Source organism: Agromyces mediolanus (assembly GCF_044917495.1).
Taxonomy (GTDB): domain Bacteria; phylum Actinomycetota; class Actinomycetes; order Actinomycetales; family Microbacteriaceae; genus Agromyces; species Agromyces mediolanus_B.
Genome location: NZ_JAVSSI010000009.1, coordinates 1 through 20,110 on the forward strand (window position 1 = coordinate 1; position 20,110 = coordinate 20,110).

The window sequence follows — 20,110 nt, forward strand, 5'->3', positions numbered from 1 at the left end:
CGGGGCGGGCAGGCCGGGGCGGGGCGGGCGGGCGGCCCGGACGCAGACGACGGATGCCCCGTGCCGAACGAATCGGCACGGGGCATCCGTGTACTGCAGCGACGTTCGTCGCCTCAAGCCGGGTGCACTCGCAGGGAGTGCGCCGGATTACTTGAGGGTGACGGTGGCGCCGGCCTCCTCGAGGGCGGCCTTGGCCTTGTCGGCGGTCTCCTTGTTGGCGCCCTCGAGGACGGCCTTCGGAGCACCGTCGACGACGGCCTTCGCCTCACCGAGGCCGAGCGAGGTGAGCTCGCGGACGACCTTGATGACCTGGATCTTCTTGTCGCCGGCGGCCTCGAGGACGACGTCGAACGAGTCCTTCTCCTCCTCGGCGGCGGCGTCGCCACCACCGGCGGCGGGCGCACCGGCAGCCGCGACGGCGACCGGGGCGGCAGCGGTGACCTCGAAGGTCTCCTCGAACGCCTTGACGAACTCCGAGAGCTCGATGAGGGTGAGCTCCTTGAACGCCTCGAGCAGCTCTTCAGTCGAAAGCTTTGCCATTTTTCTCTCCTTGTTGTGTACTCACCGCAGCGTGGCTCGCGCCTTACGCAGCGGACTCCTGCTTCTCGCGCAGCGCGTCGACCGTGCGGACGGCCTTCGACAGCGGCGCGTTGAACAGATATGCGGCTCCGAACAGCGAGGCCTTGAAGGCACCGGCGAGCTTCGCCAGCAGCACTTCGCGGGACTCGAGGTCGGCGAGCTTGCCTACCTCTTCGGCGGTCAGGGGCTTGCCATCGAAATAGCCGCCCTTGACCACGAGGAGGGGGTTCGCCTTGGCGAAGTCACGCAGCGACTTCGCGACGGCGACGGGGTCGCCGTGCACGAACGCGATCGCCGACGGGCCCGCGAGGGCGTCGTCGAACGCCGAGATGCCGGCGTTGTTCGCGGCGATCTTGGTCAGCGTGTTCTTCACCACGGCGTAGCTCGCGTCCCCACTGATGGACTTGCGCAGCTCCTTGAGCTGGGCAACAGTGAGGCCGCGGTATTCGGTCAGCAGAACGGCGGTCGAGCTCTGGAACATCTCCTGGAGCTCGGCAACCGCGGCTTCCTTGTTCGCCATGGCCACTCCTTGTGTCTTCATCGCGCATCGCGGTGACGATGCACGGCCTGGGAGCGCCGGCATGAAAAAAGCTCCGGCGCAGACGCGCGGAGCTTCGGCCCGGAGAATTCCGGAAGAGACTTCGTCACACCTGCGCGGGCCCCTTGCTCTCGCAAGAACTTCGGTCGAACCCCTTCGGGCACGACAACCAGCGGTCTTTGGCTCGGATCAGCGTACCCGACGCCCGGGCATCCGCCAAATCGCCCCCGCGCAACTCAGGAACATGTGGCGGTTATGCACGGCGAGGCATCCAGCGGGCCCAGGGATGACGCGGATGCCGATTCGATTCTTCCTGAGTTGCGACAGGGGAAGGGAAGAAGAGGGGGGTCGGGAATAGTTGACCCAGGTCGATAGTTGACGTACATCAACGACAGAGTTATCGTTGACGCACATCAACTTTCTACGAAGGCTACTTCTTTGACGTCTCAGCTCACCGCCTCGACCACCGAGGCCCCCCGCTCCGCCCGCGAGGTGTTCACCGCACTCTCCGGGCTCATCATGGGCATGTTCGTGGCCGTGCTCTCCGGCACGGTCGTCTCGACCTCGATGCCCGTCATCATCGCCGACCTCGGCGGCGACCAGTCGGCCTACACCTGGGTCATCACCGCGAGCCTCCTCGCGACCGCCGTCTCCACCCCGATCTGGGGCAAGCTCGCCGACCTCGTCGACCGCAAGATGCTGCTCCAGCTCTCGCTCGGCCTCTTCGTCGTGGGCACGGCGATCGCCGGCTTCGCGCAGGACACCGGCATGCTCATCGCCGTCCGCGTCGTGCAGGGCCTCGGCGCCGGCGGTCTCATGTCGCTCGTCATGATCGCGGTCGCGCTCATCATCTCCCCGCGCGAGCGCGGCAAGTACATGGGCGTCGTCGGCGGCATCATGGCGCTCGCCACGATCGGCGGCCCGCTCCTCGGCGGCGTCATCACCGACGCCTTCGGCTGGCGCGCGAACTTCTTCATCGGCATCCCGTTCGCAGTCGCCGCGATCATCATGATCCAGCGCACCCTGCACCTGCCGAAGCCGAACCGCGACCGCGTCCGCATCGACTACCTCGGCGCGGTGCTCCTCACCGTCGGCGTCTCCGTGCTCCTCATCTGGGTGTCCATGGGCGGCAGCCAGTTCGAGTGGGACTCGATGCAGAGCTACCTGATGATCGGCGGCGCGGTGCTCGCGCTCATCGCCTTCATCGTGACCGAGTTCCTCGTGCCCGAGCCGATCGTGCCGATGTCGCTCTTCCGCAACCGCACCTTCACCCTCGCCGTGCTCGCCTCGATCTCGGTGGGCGTGGCGATGTTCGCGACGAGCGTCTTCCTCGCGCAGTACTTCCAGCTCGCGCGCGGCGCGACCCCGACCGAGTCGGGCCTCATGACGATCCCGATGATCATCGGCCAGATGGGCGCCTCGATCGGCATCGGCCAGCTCGTCTCCCGCTTCGGCAAGTGGAAGGGCTGGATGCTGCTCGGCTCCGCGCTCATCGTCGCCGGCGTGAGCCTCATGTCGACCCTCCGCTACGACACCGACTTCTTCTGGGTCTCCGTGTTCATGGTGGTGCTCGGCGCCGGCCTCGGCATGGTCATGCAGAACCTGACGCTCATCGTGCAGAACGACACCCCGGCCTCGCAGCTCGGTGCCGCGAGCTCGAACGTGAACTTCTTCCGCTCGATCGCCGGCACCATCGGCGTGACGGTCATGGGCTCGGTGCTCGCGAGCCAGGTCACGACGCACATCACCGACGGGCTCGCGAAGTTCACGCCGTCGTCGGCCGACGAGGTCGCAGCCCTCAAGGGGCTCGCCTCGGGCAACGTGCCGAAGGTCGGCGAGCTCCCCGACGCGATCCGCGTGATCGTCGAGGGCGCCTACGGCCACGGCATCGCCGACGTGTTCATCATCGCCATCCCGCTGGCCGTGCTGAGCCTCATCGCGATCGCGTTCCTGCCGAACAAGCCGCTGTCGACGAAGAACGCCGCCCAGTCGCTCGCCGAGGAGGCCGAGGAGGTCGCGATCGACCTCGCCGAGGCCGAGATCGGCTCGCCGGTGACCGCGTCGATCGCGATCGGCGAGGCGGACGCCTCCCGCGGCCGGGCGGATGCCGAGGCGTCCGCTGCCGCCTCCGAGGACGAGCCGGCACCGGCCCGCAAGTAGCATGAGTGCCATGACCGAGTCCCCCGTCGACGAGGCGATCGCGCGCGTGGAAGACCAGCTCTCCGTCGTGTTCGGCCGCGCCCGCACCGTGTGGAAGGAGGCGGCGCAGCAGATCCATCCGGAGCTCAATCCGGCCGGCTACAAGCTGCTGTCGACCGTCGTGCGACTCGGTTCCACGAACGCCCACGTGCTCGCGGAGCTCTTCGACATGGACAAGAGCGTCGTCAGCCGCCAGCTGCGGATGCTCGAGGAGGCGGGGCTCGTCGAGAGCCGCCCCGACGAGCGCGACGGGCGGGTGCGCGTGCTCGTGCCCACGGCCGAGGCGCTCGAGCGGGTCACCGCCGTGCGGGCGCGCAACCAGTCGCGCCTGCACGCCGCGCTCCGCGAGCGGACGCCCGAGGAGCTGCTGCTCTTCGCGGAGATGCTCGGCGTCCTCGCCGACGCGTAGACCCGGTCGGCACTCGACCCGAACGGCCCGCCCCCTCCCGGGGCGGGCCGTTCGTCGTGCTGCGCACGCCACAACTCAGGACGAATCGAACCGGCATCCGCGTCATCCTCGGCCTCGCCGGATACCTCGCCACGCAGAACTGCCGGATGTTCCTGAGTTGTGTGAGGGGGGTCAGGGGGCGGGGGCGAGCGGGAGCTCGACGGTGAAGACGGTGCGCCCGGGCTCGGACTCGACGGAGACCGTGCCGTGCTGCGCCTCGACCACGGCCCGCACGATCGCGAGACCGAGACCGGTCGAGCCGGCGCGGCGGGAGCGCGAGGCGTCCCCGCGGGCGAAGCGCTCGAACATCGTGGCGCGCACCGTCTCCTCGATGCCGGGGCCGTCGTCGGCGACCTCCACCCGGACGCGGCCGGGATCGTCGCCGTCGCCGGGTTCCGGTTTCACCGCGACGTGCACCGCGGTGCCGGCGGGCGTGTGCACCCGCGCGTTCGCGAGGAGGTTCGCGAGCACCTGCCGGAGCCGCGCGTCGTCGCCCGTGACCTCGACCGGTCCGTCGGGCACGTCGACCGACCACTCGTGGTCGGGGCCGGCCACCTGGGCATCGCCGACGGCGTCGACGACGACGGTGCGCAGGTCGAGCCGGCTGTGCACGAGCTCGCGGCCCTCGTCGAGCCGGGCGAGGAGGAGCAGGTCCTCCACGAGCTCGGTCATCCGGAGCGACTCGGACTCGATGCGGGAGATCGCGTGGGTGACGTCGTCGGGCAGCGTGCCGCCGTGCAGGCGGGTGAGCTCGGCGTAGCCGCGGATCGAGGCGAGCGGGGTGCGCAGCTCGTGCGAGGCATCCGCCACGAAGCGGCGCACCTTCCGCTCCGACTGCTCGCGCGCCGACAGCGAGCCCGCGACGTGCCCGAGCATCCGGTTGAACGCGGTGCCGAGCCGGCCCACCTCGGTGCGCGGGTCGTCGACCGGGACGCGTTCCTCGAGGTCGACGTCGCCGCGGTCGAGCGGGCGCTCGGACACGGCGAGCGCGGTGTCGGTCATCCTTGCGAGCGGCACGAGCGCGCGCCGCACGATGAGCGTGCCGAAGGCGATCGCGAAGAAGAGGCCGGCGAGCGCGACGAGGGCGATCGTGAGCGCGAGCTGCCCGGTCGCGCGGTTCACGCCGGCGAGCGGCAGGGCGACGACCACGTTCAGCTGCGGCAGCACGCTCGTCGACATCGCCCGGTACTCCCCCAGCTGCCCGTCGAAGGCGATGGTGTGCGGGCGTCCGTCGACCGGCACCTGCCCGAGCTCGGCGACGGCGTCGCTCTGGAACGCGAGCACCTGCCCGCCCTCGGCGATGTACCTGGCGTTCGAGACGACCCCGTCGGGGGTCGCGAACGCGGCGATCGTGCCGGCCGACTGGCCGGGCACGTCGAGCGCGAGCCCGACGTCGCCGCCGGGCGTCGGCACGGCGGCGATGCCCGTCGCGGCGCGCTGCAGCGAGGTGCGCAGATCGTCGTCGACGCTCTGCACCGAGGAGCCGTGGAAGACGGTGACGCTGACGACCCCGACGATGACGCTCACGGCGGCGAGGAGGGCCGCCATCGCGACGACGAGGCGGCGCTCGAGGGTCCAGCGGCGGCGCCCGGATGCCTCGGCGCCGGCGTGCGCCTCGGCATCCGCCGCCCCGTCCCGTGACGAGTCGGCGCCGCGCTCGGCCCGCGCCCGCGCCTCCGCCGCGTAGCCGGGGTCACCGGGCCTCGTCACTCCGCGGCCTTCAGCAGGTAGCCGGCACCGCGGACGGTGTGGATCATCGGGGTGCGGCCGGCGTCGATCTTCTTCCGCAGGTAGGAGATGTAGAGCTCGACGACGGACTCCTTGCCGCCGAAGTCGTACGACCAGACGCGGTCGAGGATCTGCGCCTTCGAGAGCACCCGGCGCGGGTTCCGCATCAGGTAGCGGAGGAGCTCGAACTCGGTCGCGGTGAGCTCGATCGGCTCACCCCCGCGGTGCACCTCGTAGGAGTCCTCGTCGAGGGTGAGGTCGCCGACGCGGAGCACCGGGTCCTTCGCCTGGGCGAGCGTCAGCGTGGAGCGGCGGATCAGCCCGCGGAGCCGGGCGACGACCTCCTCGAGGCTGAACGGCTTCGTGACGTAGTCGTCGCCGCCGGCGGTGAGCCCGGCGATGCGGTCGTCGAGGGCGTCCTTCGCGGTGAGGAAGAGCACGGGCGTCTCGGCACCGTCGGCGCGCACCCGCTGCAGCACCTCGAGCCCGTCGATGTCGGGGAGCATGATGTCGAGCACGATCGCGTCGGGCCGGAATTCGCGGGCGACCTTCACGGCGGTGAGCCCGTCGCCGGCGGTGCGCACGTCCCAGCCCTCGTACTTCAGGGCCATCTTCAGCAGCTCGGTGAGCGAGTGCTCGTCGTCGACGACGAGGACGCGCACCATCGAGCCGTCGGGCTTCGCGAGCTGCGGGGCGCGGGCGGGTGCGGGGGTGCTCATGGTTCCAGTATCCGCACGGGGCTATGCGTTGCCTATGACTCGGCTGTGCGGATCCGCCACTCCTGGCTCCCTGAGCTCGTCGAAGGGGAGGCGCGTCGCTTCGACAGGCTCAGCGAACCAGGCCCACCTCTTGCGAGTTAGGTTAGGCATACCTAAGCTTGGATCATGTTGTGCTTCCTCCCGAACCGCCGGCCGGATCTCGTCGACGAGGGGCCGCCGCCCCGCCGGCACCTCCTCATCATCGCGGGCGCCGCCGAGCTGCTCGAGGTGAGCCGGGTGCTCGCCGTCGCCCCGGTCGACGTCCGCGGCTTCGTGGCCCTCGAGAGCGACGGGCCCATCCCGGCGCAGCCGATGACCGCCCCGGAGGGGGTCGCCATCCGCTGGTTCCGCCGGACGGGCGCCGCGGGTGCGGCGTGCGTCCGCGCCGCCGACGCCTGGCTCGACGAGTGGATGCGCGCCGACGAGGACCCTCGGGCGGAGTACGCGATCTGGATCGGCTGCGAGGGCAGCGACCTCGTCAGCGGCTTCGTGCACGCCATCGGGCTCGAACTCGCCGCGAACCGCGCCGGCGAGGCCTGAGCGCCGGTGGTGGTGGTTCGCTGAGCCCGTCGAAGCGGGGCTCCCTTCGACACGCTCAGGGAACCACGGGATGGTTCGCTGAGCCCGTCGAAGCGGCGCTCCCTTCGACACGCTCAGGGAACCACAGGATGGTTCGCTGAGCCCGTCGAAGCGGGGCTCCCTTCGACAGGCCCAGGGAACCAGGGGGATGGTGCGGTGAGCCCGTCGAAGCGGCGCCCTTCGACACGCTCAGGGAACCAGGGGAACCGCGCTCCCTTCGACAGGCTCAGGGAACCACGGGCGCCAGGGGGAACGCATAGCCGGGCCAAAGCCGCGCCACAGTGCCGATCCCTAGCGTCTCGTCGACCCCATCGACGAGAGGATCCCCATGTTCTTCACCTACCTCCGGCGCGAGCTCGCCGGCAGGCGGAGGCAGACGGCGATCGTCGCGATCGGGATGGCCCTCGCCATCGCGCTCGTGATGATCGTGAACGCCGTCTCCACCGGCATGCGCGACGCCCAGGACGAGGTGCTGCAGTCCGTGTACGGCGTCGGCACCGACCTCACCGTCACCGCCGCCCCGGCCGCGCCCGGCGAGGGCGGCGGCCAGCGCTTCGAGTTCGGCACCGGCGACGGGCAGACGAGCGACGGCACGACGGAGATCAGCCAGTCGCGCCTCACCTCGGGGCCCGGCTCCCAGACCTTCGACGACACGGCGCTCGAGACGGTGCTGGGAGTCGACGGCGTCGACGCCGCGGCGGCCACCCTCTCGCTCGAGAACGTGACGTTCTCCGGCGAGGTCCCCTCGATGAGCCAGGACCAGGGCGGCACCGATGCCGGCGACACGCAGGTCGGCCCCGGCGACGGCCAGCAGCCACCCCAGGGCGGCTTCGACGGCGCGGGCGGCAGCGCGTTCGACATCGACCGGCTGACCGTCCTCGGGCTCGACCCCGCGGGGTCCGCCGTCGGGCCGCTCTCCGCGGCGGTACTCGCCGACGGGCGCGGGCTCGAGGCATCCGACTCCGGCCAGGCGGTCGCCGTGCTCGACGAGAGCTACGCGGAGAGCGCCGGGCTCGCCGTCGGCGACGCGATCGAGCTCGGCGGGACCTCGTTCGAGATCGTCGGCACCGTGGCGTCCGCCTCCGCCGACGCGACCACCGCGGCGAACGCCTACGTCCCGCTCGACCTCGCGCAGTCGCTCTCCGGGCAGGAGGGGAAGATCAGCGACGTGTACGTGCAGGCCGCCTCCGCCGACCGCATCGACGCCGTGCAGCGGGACCTCGAGGCGGCGCTGCCCGACGCCACCGTGTCGACGCAGTCCGAGCTCGCCGCGCAGGTCTCCGGCTCCCTCGGCAGCGCCTCGACGCTCATCTCCAACCTCGGCCTCTGGGTCTCGCTCGCGGTGCTCGTCGCCGCCTTCCTCATCGCCATCCTCTTCACGATCCAGGGCGTCACCCGCCGGACCCGCGAGTTCGGCACGCTGAAGGCGATCGGCTGGCGCAACGGCCGCATCGTCGGCCAGGTCGCCGGGGAGTCGCTCGTGCAGGGGCTCATCGGGGGCGCGGCCGGCCTCGCGCTCGGCCTCGCCGGCATCTGGGTCGTGAACCTCCTCGGACTCACTCTCGGCGGGAGCGCCGGCGGCGGCTTCACGGCGGGCGGGCCGGGTGCGCTCCAGGGGGCGGATGCCTCGGCCGGTGCGCCGCCGGGCGGCATGAGCGGAGGACCCTTCGGCGCCGACGCGGCGAGCCAGGCCACCACGGAGGTCGTGCTGAACGCCCCGGTGACGATCGGCGTCGTCGCGGTCGCGATCGGCCTCGCCCTCCTCGGCGGCCTCCTCGCCGGCGCGATCGGCGGCTGGCGCGCCGCCCGGCTCCGCCCCGCCGAGGCCCTGCGGAGCGTCGCATGAGCGCCGTCCCGACCGCGGCCTCGCCCGCCGCATCCGAGATCACCGCCGCACCCCCGACGAGAGGACCCGCCATGTACCGGCTCGAACATGTCACGAAGCAGTACCCCGGCGCGCGCACCGTCACCGCGCTGCGGGACGTCACCCTCGACATCCCGGCCGGACAGCACGTCGCGATCCAGGGACCGACCGGCGGCGGCAAGTCGACGCTGCTGCAGATGCTCGGCGCGCTCGACCGGCCGACGTCCGGCCGAGTGACGCTCGGCGAGGCCGAGCTGTCCCACCTGCCCGACGCGAAGCTCGCCGGGGTGCGGGCCGCCCAGATCGGCTTCGTGTTCCAGGGCTTCAACCTCATCCCGACCCTCACCGCCCAGGAGAACGTCGAGACCGCGCTCGCGCCGCTCGGCGCCTCCTCGGCCGAGCGCACCCGCCGGGCCGCCGAGGCGCTCGCCGCCGTCGGCCTCGCCGACCGGGCGTCGCACGTGCCCGGCGAGCTGTCGGGCGGGCAGCAGCAGCGCGTCGCGATCGCCCGGGCGCTCGTGAAGGAGCCCGAGGTGCTCCTCGCCGACGAGCCCACGGGTGCGCTCGACGAGGACACGCGCGACGAGATCCTGGCGCTCCTCGAGGGGATCCGGCGGGACCGGGGCCTCACCCTCGTGATCGTGACGCACGACTCGGCGGTCGCGCGGCGCGCGGAGCGGCGGCTGCACCTCAAGGACGGGGTCGTGACGGAGCGCTAGCCTCCGCCCCGCGCACACAACTCAGGAACATCTGGCAGTTATGCGTGATGAGCCGCTGGCCGATCCCCGAGTTCGCGGGGATCGGCCAGCGGGGTTCCTGAGTTGTCGAGGGGACGGGTGGGGGCTTCCTTCGACATACTCAGGGAACCAGGGGAACCGGGCTCCCTTCGACAAGCTCAGGGAACCAGGGGAACCGGGCTCCCTTCGACAAGCTCAGGGAACCAGGGGAACCGGGCTCCCTTCGACAGGCTCAGGGAACCAGCGCTACTGGTTCGAGAAGGCGGCGTCGAACGAGGTCGTGGGGCGCGGGAAGAGCTGCCGGCGGATGAACGCGAGCGCCTCCGGTGCGCCGTGCAGGCGGTCCATCCCGGCGTCCTCCCACTCGATCGAGATCGGCCCGGTGTAGCCGATCCGGTCGAGGGCGCGGAACGCGTCCTCCCACGGCACGTCGCCCCGCCCCGTCGAGACGAAGTCCCAGCCGCGGCGCGGGTCGCCCCAGGCGAGGTGCGAGCCGAGGATGCCCGAGCGGCCGGTCGGCGGACGGAGCCGGGTGTCCTTGCAGTCGACGTGGTAGATGCGGTCGGCGAAGTCGACGATGAAGCCGATCGGGTCGATCCCCTGCCACATCATGTGCGAGGGGTCCCAGTTGAAGCCGAAGGCCTCCCGGCGGCCGACCGCCTCGAGGGTGCGCACGCTCGTCCAGTAGTCGTAGGCGATCTCGGAGGGGTGCACCTCGTGCGCGAAGCGCACCCCCTCCGCGTCGAACACGTCGAGGATCGGGTTCCACCGCGTCGCGAAGTCCTCGTAGCCGGCGTCGATCACCGACTCCGGCACCGGCGGGAACATCGCCACGTACGGCCAGATCGCCGAGCCGGTGAAGCCGACGACGGTGTCGACGCCGAGCCGCCGGGCGACCCGCGCGGCCCGCTTCATGTCCTCGGCGGCCCGCTGCCGCACGCCCTCGGCGTCGCCGTCGCCCCAGGTGTACGGGCGCACGATCGCGCGGTGCCGGAAGTCGATGGGGTCGTCGCAGACGGCCTGCCCCGTCAGGTGGTTCGAGATGGCGTGCACCTCGAGGCCGTGCCGCTTCAGCAGTTCGACCCGCTCGGCGAGGTAGCCGGGCTCCTCCTCGGCGAGCTTCAGGTCGAGGTGGTCGCCGGAGCAGGCGAGCTCGAGCCCGTCGTAGCCCCAGCCGGCGGCGAGCCGGGCCACCTCCTCGAGCGGGAGGTCGGCCCACTGGCCGGTGAAGAGGGTGACGGGGTGGCCCCCGTCCGCCTCGCGCGCGGAAGCGGTCGTGCCGGTCATGCCGATGCCCTTTCGTCCTGGAGCGCCTGGAGGTAGCGGATGCTGCGGGCGGCGAGCTCGTCCTGCGAGGCCGCGAGCGGGCGCCACACCGAGGCGGCGACCGCGATGGTGGCGTTCTCGCCGGTGAAGCTCTCGAGCCCGAGCGGGCCGGCGTAGCCCGCGTCGTCGAGCGCGTCGAGGAACGCGGGCCAGTCGAGGTGGTCGTCCCCCACCGGCCCGCGGTCGTTGCCGCAGACCTGCACGTGGGCGAGGTGCTCGCCGGCCGCGCGGATGGCGTCGCCGATCGAGCGCTCCTCGATGTTCAGGTGGTAGCTGTCGAGCGCGAGGCCGAGCCCCGGTCCGAGCAGCGGGCCGAGCGCGTCGAGCGCCTGCTCGACGGTGTTCACGAGGCTCGTCTCGTAGCGGTTCAGCGGCTCGACGGCGAGGCGGAGGCCCCGGGCCTCCGCCTGGCGCACGAGCGGAGCGAGGTTTCGGCGGAGCTCCTCGATCCGCTCGCGGCGCTCCGCGGCATCCATCCGCCAGGCCCGGCCGGTGGCCGAGGTGAAGGGACCTGCGACGACCCGGGCGCCGAGCTGCTCCGCCACACCGAGGCAGTGCACCAGGTAGTTCTGCGTCGCGACGATCTCCGAGCCGGGCGCCGCGAGGAGGTTGCGGCCGGGGCCCATCGCCCCGACGACGATCGGCGCGAGGCCGTGCTCGGCGAGCACGTCGGCCGCCCGCTCGGGCGCCCAGTCCCCCGGCTGCTCGACGGGCAGTTCGATCGCGCCGAAGCCGAGCCCGGCCGCCTTCGCGGCGAGTTCGGGCAGGTTGTCGTCGGTGAGCGGCGACGCCCACACCCAGGTGTTCACGCCGATGATGCGGCGCATGCTGCCTCCTCGCGGCGCCGCGTCGTCGCGGTCGTCCGTGTCGATGGTGAGCGTATCGGGCCCCCGGCGCGCGCCCCGGCCCCGATCCGCGATCGGCGTGTTCCCCCAGCGCCGGTTTACGGGATGACCCGGTCCTCCCAGACCTGCGGGTAGCCGGGCAGGTCCTCGCCGCCGAACTTCGCGTAGTGGCCGTCGGGCATGCCCTCGTTCAGCGCGAGGTACTCGTCGACCTCCTCCGCGGTGATCGGCGACTGCGGCAGCACCCACTCGGACGGCACCTGCTCGCCCGCGAAGATCTTCTGCGCGGCGAGCAGCGGCGTGCGCCACTGGAAGTTGGAGTACACGGGGGCGAGCCCGGTGAGGCCCGTCTCCTTCCACTTGCGGAGGAAGCTCATCTCGTCCTCGCCGGTCATCACCGGGTAGTCGGCGCCGGCGTCCTCGAACGCCTCGATGGCGGCGACGGCGCCGTCACCGGCATCCATCCAGATGCCCTTGACGTCGCCCTTCGCGAGCTCGTCCGAGATGATCTTCTTGATCTCGGCCGGGTCCGCGCCGGTGAAGTAGTCGACCGCGTCGATGCCGGCCTCGTCGAAGAGCTTCTCGGCCGCGGCCCAGCGCTGCTCGAGCACGTCGACGCCGGGCAGGATGCGGAGCGCGACCACCTTGTCGCCCTGCTCGAGGTTGTCGATCAGGAACTCGGCCGTGTCGATGCCCCAGGCGAAGCCGCCGATCGGGTGGATGAACGTCACCGGGCAGTCGGTCTGCACGCCGCGGTCGAACACCACGACGGGCTTGCCGGTGTCGCAGGCCCGCTCGACCGCGGGCGTCATCGCCGCCGTCGAGTTCGGCGAGATCAGGAAGATGTCGCAGTCGCCCTCGTTGATGAAGTAGTCGATGTCGGCGATCTGGGTGTCGTCGGAGTCCTGCGCGTCGCGGGTCTCCATCTGGCTGATGACCCCCGCGTCCTGCAGCACCTTCAGCTGCTGGTTCATGGTGATCCAGCCGGTCTGCCGCCAGGGGTTCGAGATCGAGGCGTTCGCGAAGCAGGCCTTCTTCGCGCCCGTGCTCGCGTACTGCGCGGTGTCGACGAGCTCCGCGTTGATGGTCTGCAGCCAGGGCTGACCGTCGGGGCCCTCGGGAACGACCGTGCGCTCCGCGTTCTGCTTGTCGAAGAGGGCCTGGTCGAACCACTCGACCGATGCCTCCTCGCTGGACTCGGGCTCTGCGCTCGAGTCGGTCACGCTCGGATCGGTCGTGCAACCGGCGAGCGTCATCAGCGCCACGGCGCCGACCATGGCGGATGCCACGGTGAACCTGCGTCGCATCACGAACCTCCCTTGGTTTCGTTGTCTGCCCTCTGCGTCGAGGGAATGGGTGCAGGGGTGGCGGGCGTCTCCGGGGAGTCGTCCGTCTTCGCTCCGGATGCGGGCGAAGTCTCGGGGGCCGCCGCGGGCGGCGGGGCGCCGGGCGGCTGCCCGGCCGGGGCCTCGAGGGCCCGGCCGCGGCGCCTGGCGCGGAACGTGGTCGCCGAGTAGGCGACGGCGAGGATGATGATGGCGCCCTGCACCGCGTCGCGGTACGTCGAGGGGACGCCGGCGAAGTTCAGCAGGGTGAACAGGGCCTCGAGGGCGAACGCGCCGGCCGCCGCCGCGACGACCCAGCCGCGGCCGCCGCCGAGCACCACGCCGCCGAGCACCACGGCCGTGATCGCCGTGAACTCGTAGCCGCGGCCGACCGAGGGGTGCACGCCCGCGTAGCCGACGAGGAGCACGCCCGCGACCGTCGCGGAGAGCGAGGAGATGATGAAGGTCGAGGTCTTCACCCACCAGCTGCGGGTGCCCGAGAAGCGGGCGGTCGTCGGGTTGTCGCCGAGGGCGATGATGGTGCGGCCGAAGGGGCGCTTCGCGAACCAGACGGCGAGCGCGAGCACCACGACGAGGATGACGACCGACCACGGCAGGATGTCGATGACGGGGATGCCGCGGATGCCGCCGCGGCCGATCTCGCGGAAGCCGTCGGCCGGGTTGCCGGTCGCGGCTCCGCCGGTCCAGTAGAGCACCGCGCCGAGCAGGGCGAGCATCATGCCGAGCGTCACGATGAAGCTCGGCACCTTCAGGAACGAGACGATGAGCCCGTTCACGAGGCCGATGAGCGCGCCGAAGCCGAGCATGAGCGCGAGCACGGGGAGCGCCTTCGCCTCGTCCTGGCCGATCAGGTTGCCGGCGATCACCACCTGCGCGGTGACGACCGAGCCCATCGACAGGTCGAACTCGCCGCCGACGATGACGAAGTACTGCCCGATCGCGACGATCGCGACGGGCGCGACGCGCTGGATGAAGCGGATGAACTGGCTCGGCTCGGCGAAGGACGGGTTCAGCACCGCGATCGCGACGAGGAGCACGACGAGGAGCAGGAACACCGCCCCGCGCGGGCTGATCAGGGTGCGGGCGAGGCCGGCGAGGCGCTGCCCGGCGCTCGGCCGGAGCTCGGTGGCGGCGGTCATCGCGCGGCTCCTTCCCGGGCGGCGGTCGGCGCATCGCTCGATTCGGCGGCGGCGTCCGCTGCTGCGGCGGACGCGGGCGGCGCCCCGCCGGCGTCGAAGCGCGGCCGGCGGCGCTCGACCGAGCGGCTCGCGTACACCGCGACGGCGGCGACGATGACGATGCCGCGCACGACGTCCTTCAGGAACGGGTTCACCTGCATGACGCTCATCACGTTGTCGACGACGGCGAAGATCGCGACGCCGCCGATGGTGCCCCAGACGGAGCCGCGACCGCCGAGCAGGAGGGTGCCGCCGAGCACGACCGCGGCGATCGAGAGGAGGTCGTAGCCGCCCTGGGCGCCGAAGGTCGGGTTGCCGACGCCGGAGCGGCTCGCGAGGAGGAGCCCGGCGAGGGCCGCGCTCATCGAGCACAGCACGTGCGCGGCGATCACCGGACGCGCGGTGCGGATGCCGGAGAGCCGGGCCACCTGCTCGTTGCCGCCGACGGCGTAGATGTGGTGGCCGGTGCGCGTGCGGCTGAGGAAGAGCCAGACGAGCACGGCGACCGCGAGCATGAGGATCGTCGAGACCGGCACCGGGCCGAGGCCGGTGGCGCCGATGAGCCGGAACTCCATCGGGACGTCGCCGCTCGTGCCCTTGTAGTTCGAGTCGAGGAAGCCCTTGATGATGAGCCCGGTGCCGAGGGTGGCGATGAAGCCGTTCACCTTCAGCTTCGTCACGATGAGGCCGTTCGCGAGCCCGATGAGGGCCGCGACGCCGAGCGAGGCGGCGAGCGCGAGCGGGATGTTCGCCGGGTTCCCCGCCATCAGGTCGGCCGCGATGAGGCTCGAGAGGCTGATGACGTAGAGCACCGAGAGGTCGAGCGAGGCGCAGAGCACGACGAGGGTCTGCCCGATCGCGACGAAGCCGAGCACGCTCATGCCGGTGAGGATGTCGCGGATGTTGCCCGGGCTGAAGAAGTTGCGGCCGACGGTGGCGACGAGCACGGCGCCGATCGCGATCACCACGACGAGCGCGATGCCGACGATGAGCGAGGAGTCGAGGCGGCCGCGACGGCGGCGGGCTGGACTCGTCACGGCGCTCATGCCGCCCCTCCCCCGAGCTCGACGGCGGAGAGGGTGCCGGTGGCGGCGGCGAGGATCGTCGCCTCGTCGCTCCGCGCGGGGAGCTCGGCGGAGGCGCGGCCGTCGTGCATCACGATGATGCGGTCGGACATGCCGATCACCTCTGGCAGCTCTGAGGAGATCATGAGGATGGCGACTCCTTCTCGGGTGAGCCGGCGCATGAGCCGGTAGACGGCGACCTTCGCGCCGACGTCGATGCCCCGGGTGGGCTCGTCCATGAGCACGACGCGGGGCTCGGTGGCGAGCCACTTCGCGAGGACGACCTTTTGCTGGTTGCCGCCGGAGAGGTACTGCACCTCCTGGTCGACGCCGCGGGAGGCGACCTCGAGGCTCGAGAGCACCCCCGGCAGCTCGCGCCGCACGGCGGCGGTGCGCCGGGAGAAGACGGAGCGGATGACGAGCAGCGCGTTGTCGAGCACCGACTGGTTCAGGGCGAGCCCCTGGGCCTTGCGGTCCTCGGTGACGAGGGCGAGGCCCTCGCGCACGGCCTGGCGGGCGCCGGTGACGCGGATGGCCCGGCCGTCGAGCTCCATCGTGCCGCGGGTGAACGGGGCGATGCCGAAGACGGCCTCGGCGAGCTCGGTGCGGCCCGAGCCCTGGAGCCCGGCGACGCCGACGATCTCGCCGGCGCGGAGTTCGAGCTCGATGCCGTCGACGTAGCCGTTGCCCGCGCCGCGCAGCACGAGCCGGGGCTCGCCGAGCACCGTTCCGGGTTCGGCCTCCGGGAAGTAGGTCTCGATGGGCCGGCCGACCATGCGCCGCACGAGCTCGTCGGTGTCGAGCTCGCCGGCGGGGCCGGTGGAGACGAGCGCCCCGTCCTTCAGCACGGTGATCGTGTCGCAGAGGTCGAAGATCTCCTTCAGCCGGTGCGAGACGTAGAGGATGGCGACGCCCCTGGCCTTCAGCCGGGCGATGATCGCGTAGAGCAGCTCGACCTCGTGGTCGGCGAGCGCGGCGGTCGGCTCGTCCATCTGGATGACGCGCGCGTCGACGGAGAGCGCCTTCACGATCTCGACGATCTGCTGCTCGGCGACGCTCAGGCGCCGCACCGGGGCATCCGCGTCGATGAAGTCGATGCCGAGCTCGGCGAGCAGCTGCTCGGTCTGCCGCACCATCCGCCGCCGGTCGACGAGCCCGAAGCGGCGCGGCTCGCGCCCGACGAAGACGTTCTCGGCGACGGTGCGCTCGGGCAGCAGGTTGAACTCCTGGAACACGGTGGCGAGCCCGGCCTCGGCCGCCTGCACGGGGTGCTGGAAGTCGACCTCCGCCCCGGCGATGCGGACCGTGCCGCCGTCGCGCTGGTAGACCCCGGCGAGGATCTTCATGAACGTCGACTTGCCGGCGCCGTTCTCGCCGATGAGGCCGTGCACCTCCCCCGGGTGCAGGGTGAGGCCGACGCCGCGGAGCACCTGCACGCCGAAGAAGGACTTCTCGAGGCCCTCGGCGACGAGGATCGGCTCGCTCATGCCGCCACCTCCGCCCAGTCGCCGCTCCGGGCGGACGCGAGCACGGCCTCGGTCACGCGCGCGGAGCGGAGGCCGTCGCCGAAGTCGGGCAGGCCGTCGGGCCGGGCGCCGCCGATGGCGGCGTAGGCGTCGGCCACGAAGGCGTTGAAGGCGTCCTGATAGCCCATCGGATGCCCCGCCGGCACGAGGGAGAGCCGGGCCGCGTCGCTCGAGAGGCGGGCGGGGTCGCGGTCGACGAGCACCGAGCCCTCGACCCGGCCGAGCCAGAGCCGCTCGGGGCGCTCCTGCTCGAAGCGCACCGTCTCGCGGGCGCCGGAGAGCTCGACCACGAGCGCGTTCTTCCGGCCGGGCGCGACCTGCGAGATGAGCAGCGTGCCGATCGCGCCGCCGGCGAGCTCGACGACGACGGCGACGAGGTCCTCCGTCGCGATGGCGTCCCGGCCCGCCCGGTTCGGGTAGACGGTGCGGGTGCGGGCGTTCAGCCGCACGATGCGCTCGCCCGAGACGAACTCGAGGAGGTCGACGAGGTGGGAGCCGATGTCGGCGAAGGCGCGCGAGGGGCCGCCGAGCGCGGTGTCGACGCGCCAGTCGTCGGACTGCGGGTCGGCGAGCCAGTCCTGCAGGTACTCGCCGTGCACGCTGAGGAGCGGTCCCGCCGCGCCGCCCGCGAGGCGTGCCCGCGCCTCGCGGGCCATGGGGTGGAAGCGGTAGATGAACGGCACGGCGGCGACGAGTCCGCGCTCGGCCGCGAGCTCGGCGAGCTCGGCCGCGTCGGCGGCGGTCGTGGCGAGCGGCTTCTCGCAGATGACGTGCTTGCCGGCGAGGAGGGCGGCCCGGGCGTACCCCGCGTGCGTCGTGTTCGGGGTGCAGACGTGGACGACGTCGATCGCGGGATCCGCGAGCAGCTCCTCGGCGGAGTCGTACGCGGCGGCGATGCCGAGCCGCTCGGCGGCCTCGGCCGCGCGGCCGGCGGAGGAGGAGGCCGAGCCGGCGAGCGCGGCGTTCGCGGCGCGAGCCGCCCGCGAGTGCACTGCAGCCATGAAGCCGCCGCCGATGATGCCGGCGTGGACCGCACGGGCTGGAGCAATGACGTCCGTTGTCATGCTGCACATCGTGACACGCTTTCCCAACTTTTGCTAGTCAAAAATCAAAAGTTGATTTCTTCGTTGCTGATTTGTGTCGAGCGGATGCATCAAGGCGGTGTGCTTTACTCGATACATGGTCGACACGAGTCGGGTGTCCGCGCCCGGCACCTCCGGGGCGAGCGAGCTCTTCCAGCTGCTGCGCGACGGCGCGCCGCGCACCCGCGCCGCCCTCGCGCAGGCGACCGGCCTCGCCCGTTCCACGGTCGCCGCCCGGGTCGACGAGCTCATGCGCCTCGGCCTCGTGGCGCCCGTCGCCGACGCCGCCTCCACCGGCGGCCGACCGCCCTCCCAGTTCGCGCTGAACCCGAGCGCCCGGGTCGTGCTCGCCGCCGATCTCGGCGCTTCGCACGCCACCCTCGCGATCACCGACCTCACCGGCGCCGTGCTGCTCGAGCGCAGCGAGCCCATCGACATCGCCGAGGGCCCAGAGCCGGTCCTCGGCTGGCTCGTCGACACCGCCCTCGCCATGCTCCGCGAGCTCGGCCGCGAGCGCACCGAGCTCGTCGCGATCGGCATCGGCATCCCCGGCCCCGTCGAGCACTCCACGGGTCGCCCCGTGAACCCGCCGATCATGCCGGGCTGGAACCGCTTCGACGTGCCGGGCTGGGTGCAGCAGCACCTCGAGGTGCCCGTGCTCGTCGACAACGACGTGAACATCATGGCCCTCGGCGAGCGCCAGGCCGCCTGGCCGCAGACCGACCACCTCATGTTCGTGAAGGTCGCGACGGGCATCGGCGCGGGCATCATCTCGGGCGGGCTGCTGCAGCGCGGGGCGCAGGGCATCGCCGGGGACATCGGCCACGTCCGCGTCTCGCGCGGCGCCGGGGTGCCGTGCAGCTGCGGCAATCAGGACTGCCTGGAGGCCCTGGCCTCGGGCCCCGCGATCGCCCGTTCCCTGCGCGAGCGCGGGCTCGACGCGGCGAGCGGCCGCGACGTCGTCGCGCTCGTGCAGCGCGGCGACCTCGACGCGATCCAGGCCGTGCGCCAGGCGGGCCGCGACATCGGCGAGGTGCTCACCGCCTCGGTGAGTCTCATCAACCCCTCGGTCATCGCGATCGGCGGATCGATGGCGCGCGCCGGGGAGCATCTCATCGCCGGGGTCCGCGAGGCGGTCTACACCCGCTCGATGCCGCTCGCCACGGAGCACCTGCAGATCGTGCAGTCCGCGGCCGCGGAGAACGCCGCCGTGCTCGGCGCGAGCATGCTCGCCATCCAGCACGTGCTCTCGCCCGAGGGCGTCGACGAGCTCGCCGCGCGGTAGGCGACCCGCCTAGCGGCCGGGGACGAACGACTCGCGCACGACGAGCTCCGCCTCGAGCACCGGCGGCGGGCCCTCGCGTCCGGCGAGGGCGTCGACGAGGAGCCGCATGATGGCGCTGCCGTTGCGGTCGGCCCCCGCCGAGAGGGTCGTGATCGCCGGGCGCACCTGGGCGGCGAGCGGCACCTCCTCGCCGCTCATCACCACGAGGTCGCCGGGCACCCGGAGCCCGCGGGCCTCCGCCGCCCGGATCGCGCCGATCGCCATCGGCACCGTGGCCGCGAGGATGCCGCCGACGCTCGCCCGCTCGAGGAGCGCCGCCGCGGTGGCCTCGGCGCCGTCGAAGTCGTAGGGCGTCTCGACGACGAGCTCCGGCGCCCCCGGCGAGAGCGCCCGCAGGTAGCCCTCGACGAGCTGCCGTCCGAGCGGGCCGACGCCCTCGCCGACGAGCAGCGCGACGGGCCCGTGCCCCGAGCCCGCCATCGCGCTCGTCGCGGCGCGGGCGGGCTCCCGGTAGTCGAACCCGAGGGTGCGCGCGTGCCGCGCGTCGTCGCGGTCGACGGTCGTCACGACCGGGATGCCGTGCTCGTGCAGCAGGTCGAGCGCGCGCAGCGTCTCCGGCTCGACGAGGGCGTCGGCCGTCGCGAGGACGACGGCGTCGACGCCCTGCTTCGGCAGCTTCTCGAGCACGCGACGCAGGCGGGTCTCGCTGTGGGCGAGGTCGTAGAGCATCACGCTGTAGCCGAGGTCGTCGGCCTCGTGGGCGATCGTCTTCGCGAGGCCGCCGTGGAACGGCTGCGACACGTCGCCGACGAGGAGCGCGATCGTGCCGGTGCGACCGTTGCGGAGGCTCCGCGCGGCCGCGCTCGGCACGAAGCTCAACCGCTCGGCGGCGGCGCGCACCTTCGCGAGGGTATCGGGCGTCACCCGCTCCGGCTCGTTCAGCACCCGCGAGACCGTGGTCCGGGAGACGCCGGCGAGCCGCGCGACATCCAGGATGGTCGCCTGGCCGCGTTCGGGTGCCGTCACAT

The 20,110-nt window shown here is 72.2% G+C and carries 18 protein-coding genes; 6 read left to right on the forward strand and 12 right to left on the reverse strand.

What is annotated here, in order from left to right; genetic code table 11:
- Positions 1-147: 147 nt before the first annotated feature.
- Positions 148-540 (reverse strand): 50S ribosomal protein L7/L12, encoded by a 393-nt coding sequence (rplL, locus tag ROT00_RS13205; protein ID WP_404775494.1) that lies wholly within the window; start codon positions 538-540, stop codon positions 148-150.
- Positions 541-583: 43 nt separating this feature from the next.
- Positions 584-1,099 (reverse strand): 50S ribosomal protein L10, encoded by a 516-nt coding sequence (rplJ, locus tag ROT00_RS13210; RefSeq protein WP_189085698.1) that lies wholly within the window; start codon positions 1,097-1,099, stop codon positions 584-586.
- A 456-nt stretch (positions 1,100-1,555) separates the two neighbouring features.
- Here rplJ and ROT00_RS13215 point away from each other — a divergent pair, with 456 nt between their 5' ends.
- Positions 1,556-3,277: an MDR family MFS transporter gene (locus ROT00_RS13215; RefSeq protein WP_404775495.1), complete on the forward strand. Its 1,722-nt coding sequence runs from the start codon at positions 1,556-1,558 to the stop codon at positions 3,275-3,277.
- A gap of 10 nt (positions 3,278-3,287) precedes the next feature.
- Entirely contained in the window at positions 3,288-3,725 is a 438-nt protein-coding gene (locus tag ROT00_RS13220) for a MarR family winged helix-turn-helix transcriptional regulator (protein WP_404775496.1), read from the forward strand.
- Positions 3,726-3,896: 171 nt separating this feature from the next.
- Here ROT00_RS13220 and ROT00_RS13225 read toward each other — a convergent pair whose 3' ends face one another.
- Complete coding sequence (locus ROT00_RS13225; protein ID WP_404775497.1) at positions 3,897-5,474, reverse strand: sensor histidine kinase; 1,578 nt, start codon at positions 5,472-5,474, stop codon at positions 3,897-3,899.
- Positions 5,471-6,211: a response regulator transcription factor gene (locus tag ROT00_RS13230; RefSeq protein WP_404775498.1), complete on the reverse strand. Its 741-nt coding sequence runs from the start codon at positions 6,209-6,211 to the stop codon at positions 5,471-5,473. The genes ROT00_RS13225 and ROT00_RS13230 overlap by 4 nt, the downstream gene beginning before the upstream one ends.
- Positions 6,212-6,376: 165 nt before the next feature.
- Here ROT00_RS13230 and ROT00_RS13235 point away from each other — a divergent pair, with 165 nt between their 5' ends.
- The 3 genes from ROT00_RS13235 (at position 6,377) to ROT00_RS13245 (ending at position 9,412) form a co-directional block, all read left to right on the forward strand.
- Positions 6,377-6,790, forward strand: a complete 414-nt coding sequence (locus tag ROT00_RS13235; RefSeq protein ID WP_404775499.1) for an SIP domain-containing protein — start codon at positions 6,377-6,379, stop codon at positions 6,788-6,790.
- A gap of 367 nt (positions 6,791-7,157) precedes the next feature.
- Complete coding sequence (locus tag ROT00_RS13240; RefSeq protein WP_404775500.1) at positions 7,158-8,675, forward strand: ABC transporter permease; 1,518 nt, start codon at positions 7,158-7,160, stop codon at positions 8,673-8,675.
- A 71-nt stretch (positions 8,676-8,746) separates the two neighbouring features.
- Entirely contained in the window at positions 8,747-9,412 is a 666-nt protein-coding gene (locus tag ROT00_RS13245) for an ABC transporter ATP-binding protein (RefSeq protein ID WP_404775649.1), read from the forward strand.
- 264 nt (positions 9,413-9,676) lie between these two features.
- Here ROT00_RS13245 and ROT00_RS13250 read toward each other — a convergent pair whose 3' ends face one another.
- The 7 genes from ROT00_RS13250 to ROT00_RS13280 all read right to left on the reverse strand — a co-directional run bounded on the left by ROT00_RS13250 (position 9,677) and on the right by ROT00_RS13280 (position 17,779).
- On the reverse strand, positions 9,677-10,717 hold the full coding sequence (locus ROT00_RS13250; protein WP_404775501.1) for a sugar phosphate isomerase/epimerase family protein: 1,041 nt from the start codon (positions 10,715-10,717) through the stop codon (positions 9,677-9,679).
- Complete coding sequence (locus tag ROT00_RS13255) at positions 10,714-11,583, reverse strand: sugar phosphate isomerase/epimerase family protein (protein ID WP_404775502.1); 870 nt, start codon at positions 11,581-11,583, stop codon at positions 10,714-10,716. The genes ROT00_RS13250 and ROT00_RS13255 overlap by 4 nt, the downstream gene beginning before the upstream one ends.
- 116 nt (positions 11,584-11,699) lie before the next feature.
- Positions 11,700-12,908, reverse strand: a complete 1,209-nt coding sequence (locus ROT00_RS13260; RefSeq protein WP_404775503.1) for a substrate-binding domain-containing protein — start codon at positions 12,906-12,908, stop codon at positions 11,700-11,702.
- Positions 12,908-14,086: an ABC transporter permease gene (locus tag ROT00_RS13265; RefSeq protein ID WP_404775504.1), complete on the reverse strand. Its 1,179-nt coding sequence runs from the start codon at positions 14,084-14,086 to the stop codon at positions 12,908-12,910. Before ROT00_RS13265 ends, ROT00_RS13260 begins: the two co-directional genes overlap by 1 nt.
- A complete protein-coding gene (locus ROT00_RS13270; RefSeq protein WP_404775505.1) occupies positions 14,083-15,171 on the reverse strand; it encodes an ABC transporter permease in 1,089 nt (362 codons plus the stop codon). The genes ROT00_RS13265 and ROT00_RS13270 overlap by 4 nt, the downstream gene beginning before the upstream one ends.
- Positions 15,168-16,676: a sugar ABC transporter ATP-binding protein gene (locus ROT00_RS13275; protein WP_404775506.1), complete on the reverse strand. Its 1,509-nt coding sequence runs from the start codon at positions 16,674-16,676 to the stop codon at positions 15,168-15,170. The genes ROT00_RS13270 and ROT00_RS13275 overlap by 4 nt, the downstream gene beginning before the upstream one ends.
- Entirely contained in the window at positions 16,673-17,779 is a 1,107-nt protein-coding gene (locus ROT00_RS13280; RefSeq protein WP_404775507.1) for a Gfo/Idh/MocA family protein, read from the reverse strand. Before ROT00_RS13280 ends, ROT00_RS13275 begins: the two co-directional genes overlap by 4 nt.
- 115 nt (positions 17,780-17,894) lie before the next feature.
- Here ROT00_RS13280 and ROT00_RS13285 point away from each other — a divergent pair, with 115 nt between their 5' ends.
- Positions 17,895-19,082, forward strand: coding sequence for an ROK family transcriptional regulator (locus ROT00_RS13285; RefSeq protein ID WP_404775508.1), 1,188 nt, complete (start codon positions 17,895-17,897; stop codon positions 19,080-19,082).
- Between the two features lie 9 nt (positions 19,083-19,091).
- Here the strand turns inward: ROT00_RS13285 and ROT00_RS13290 are convergent, their stop codons facing one another.
- The gene (locus tag ROT00_RS13290) at positions 19,092-20,108 is read right to left on the reverse strand and encodes a LacI family DNA-binding transcriptional regulator (RefSeq protein WP_404775509.1); all 1,017 of its coding nucleotides are present in this window, start codon (positions 20,106-20,108) and stop codon (positions 19,092-19,094) included.
- Positions 20,109-20,110: the final 2 nt, after the last annotated feature.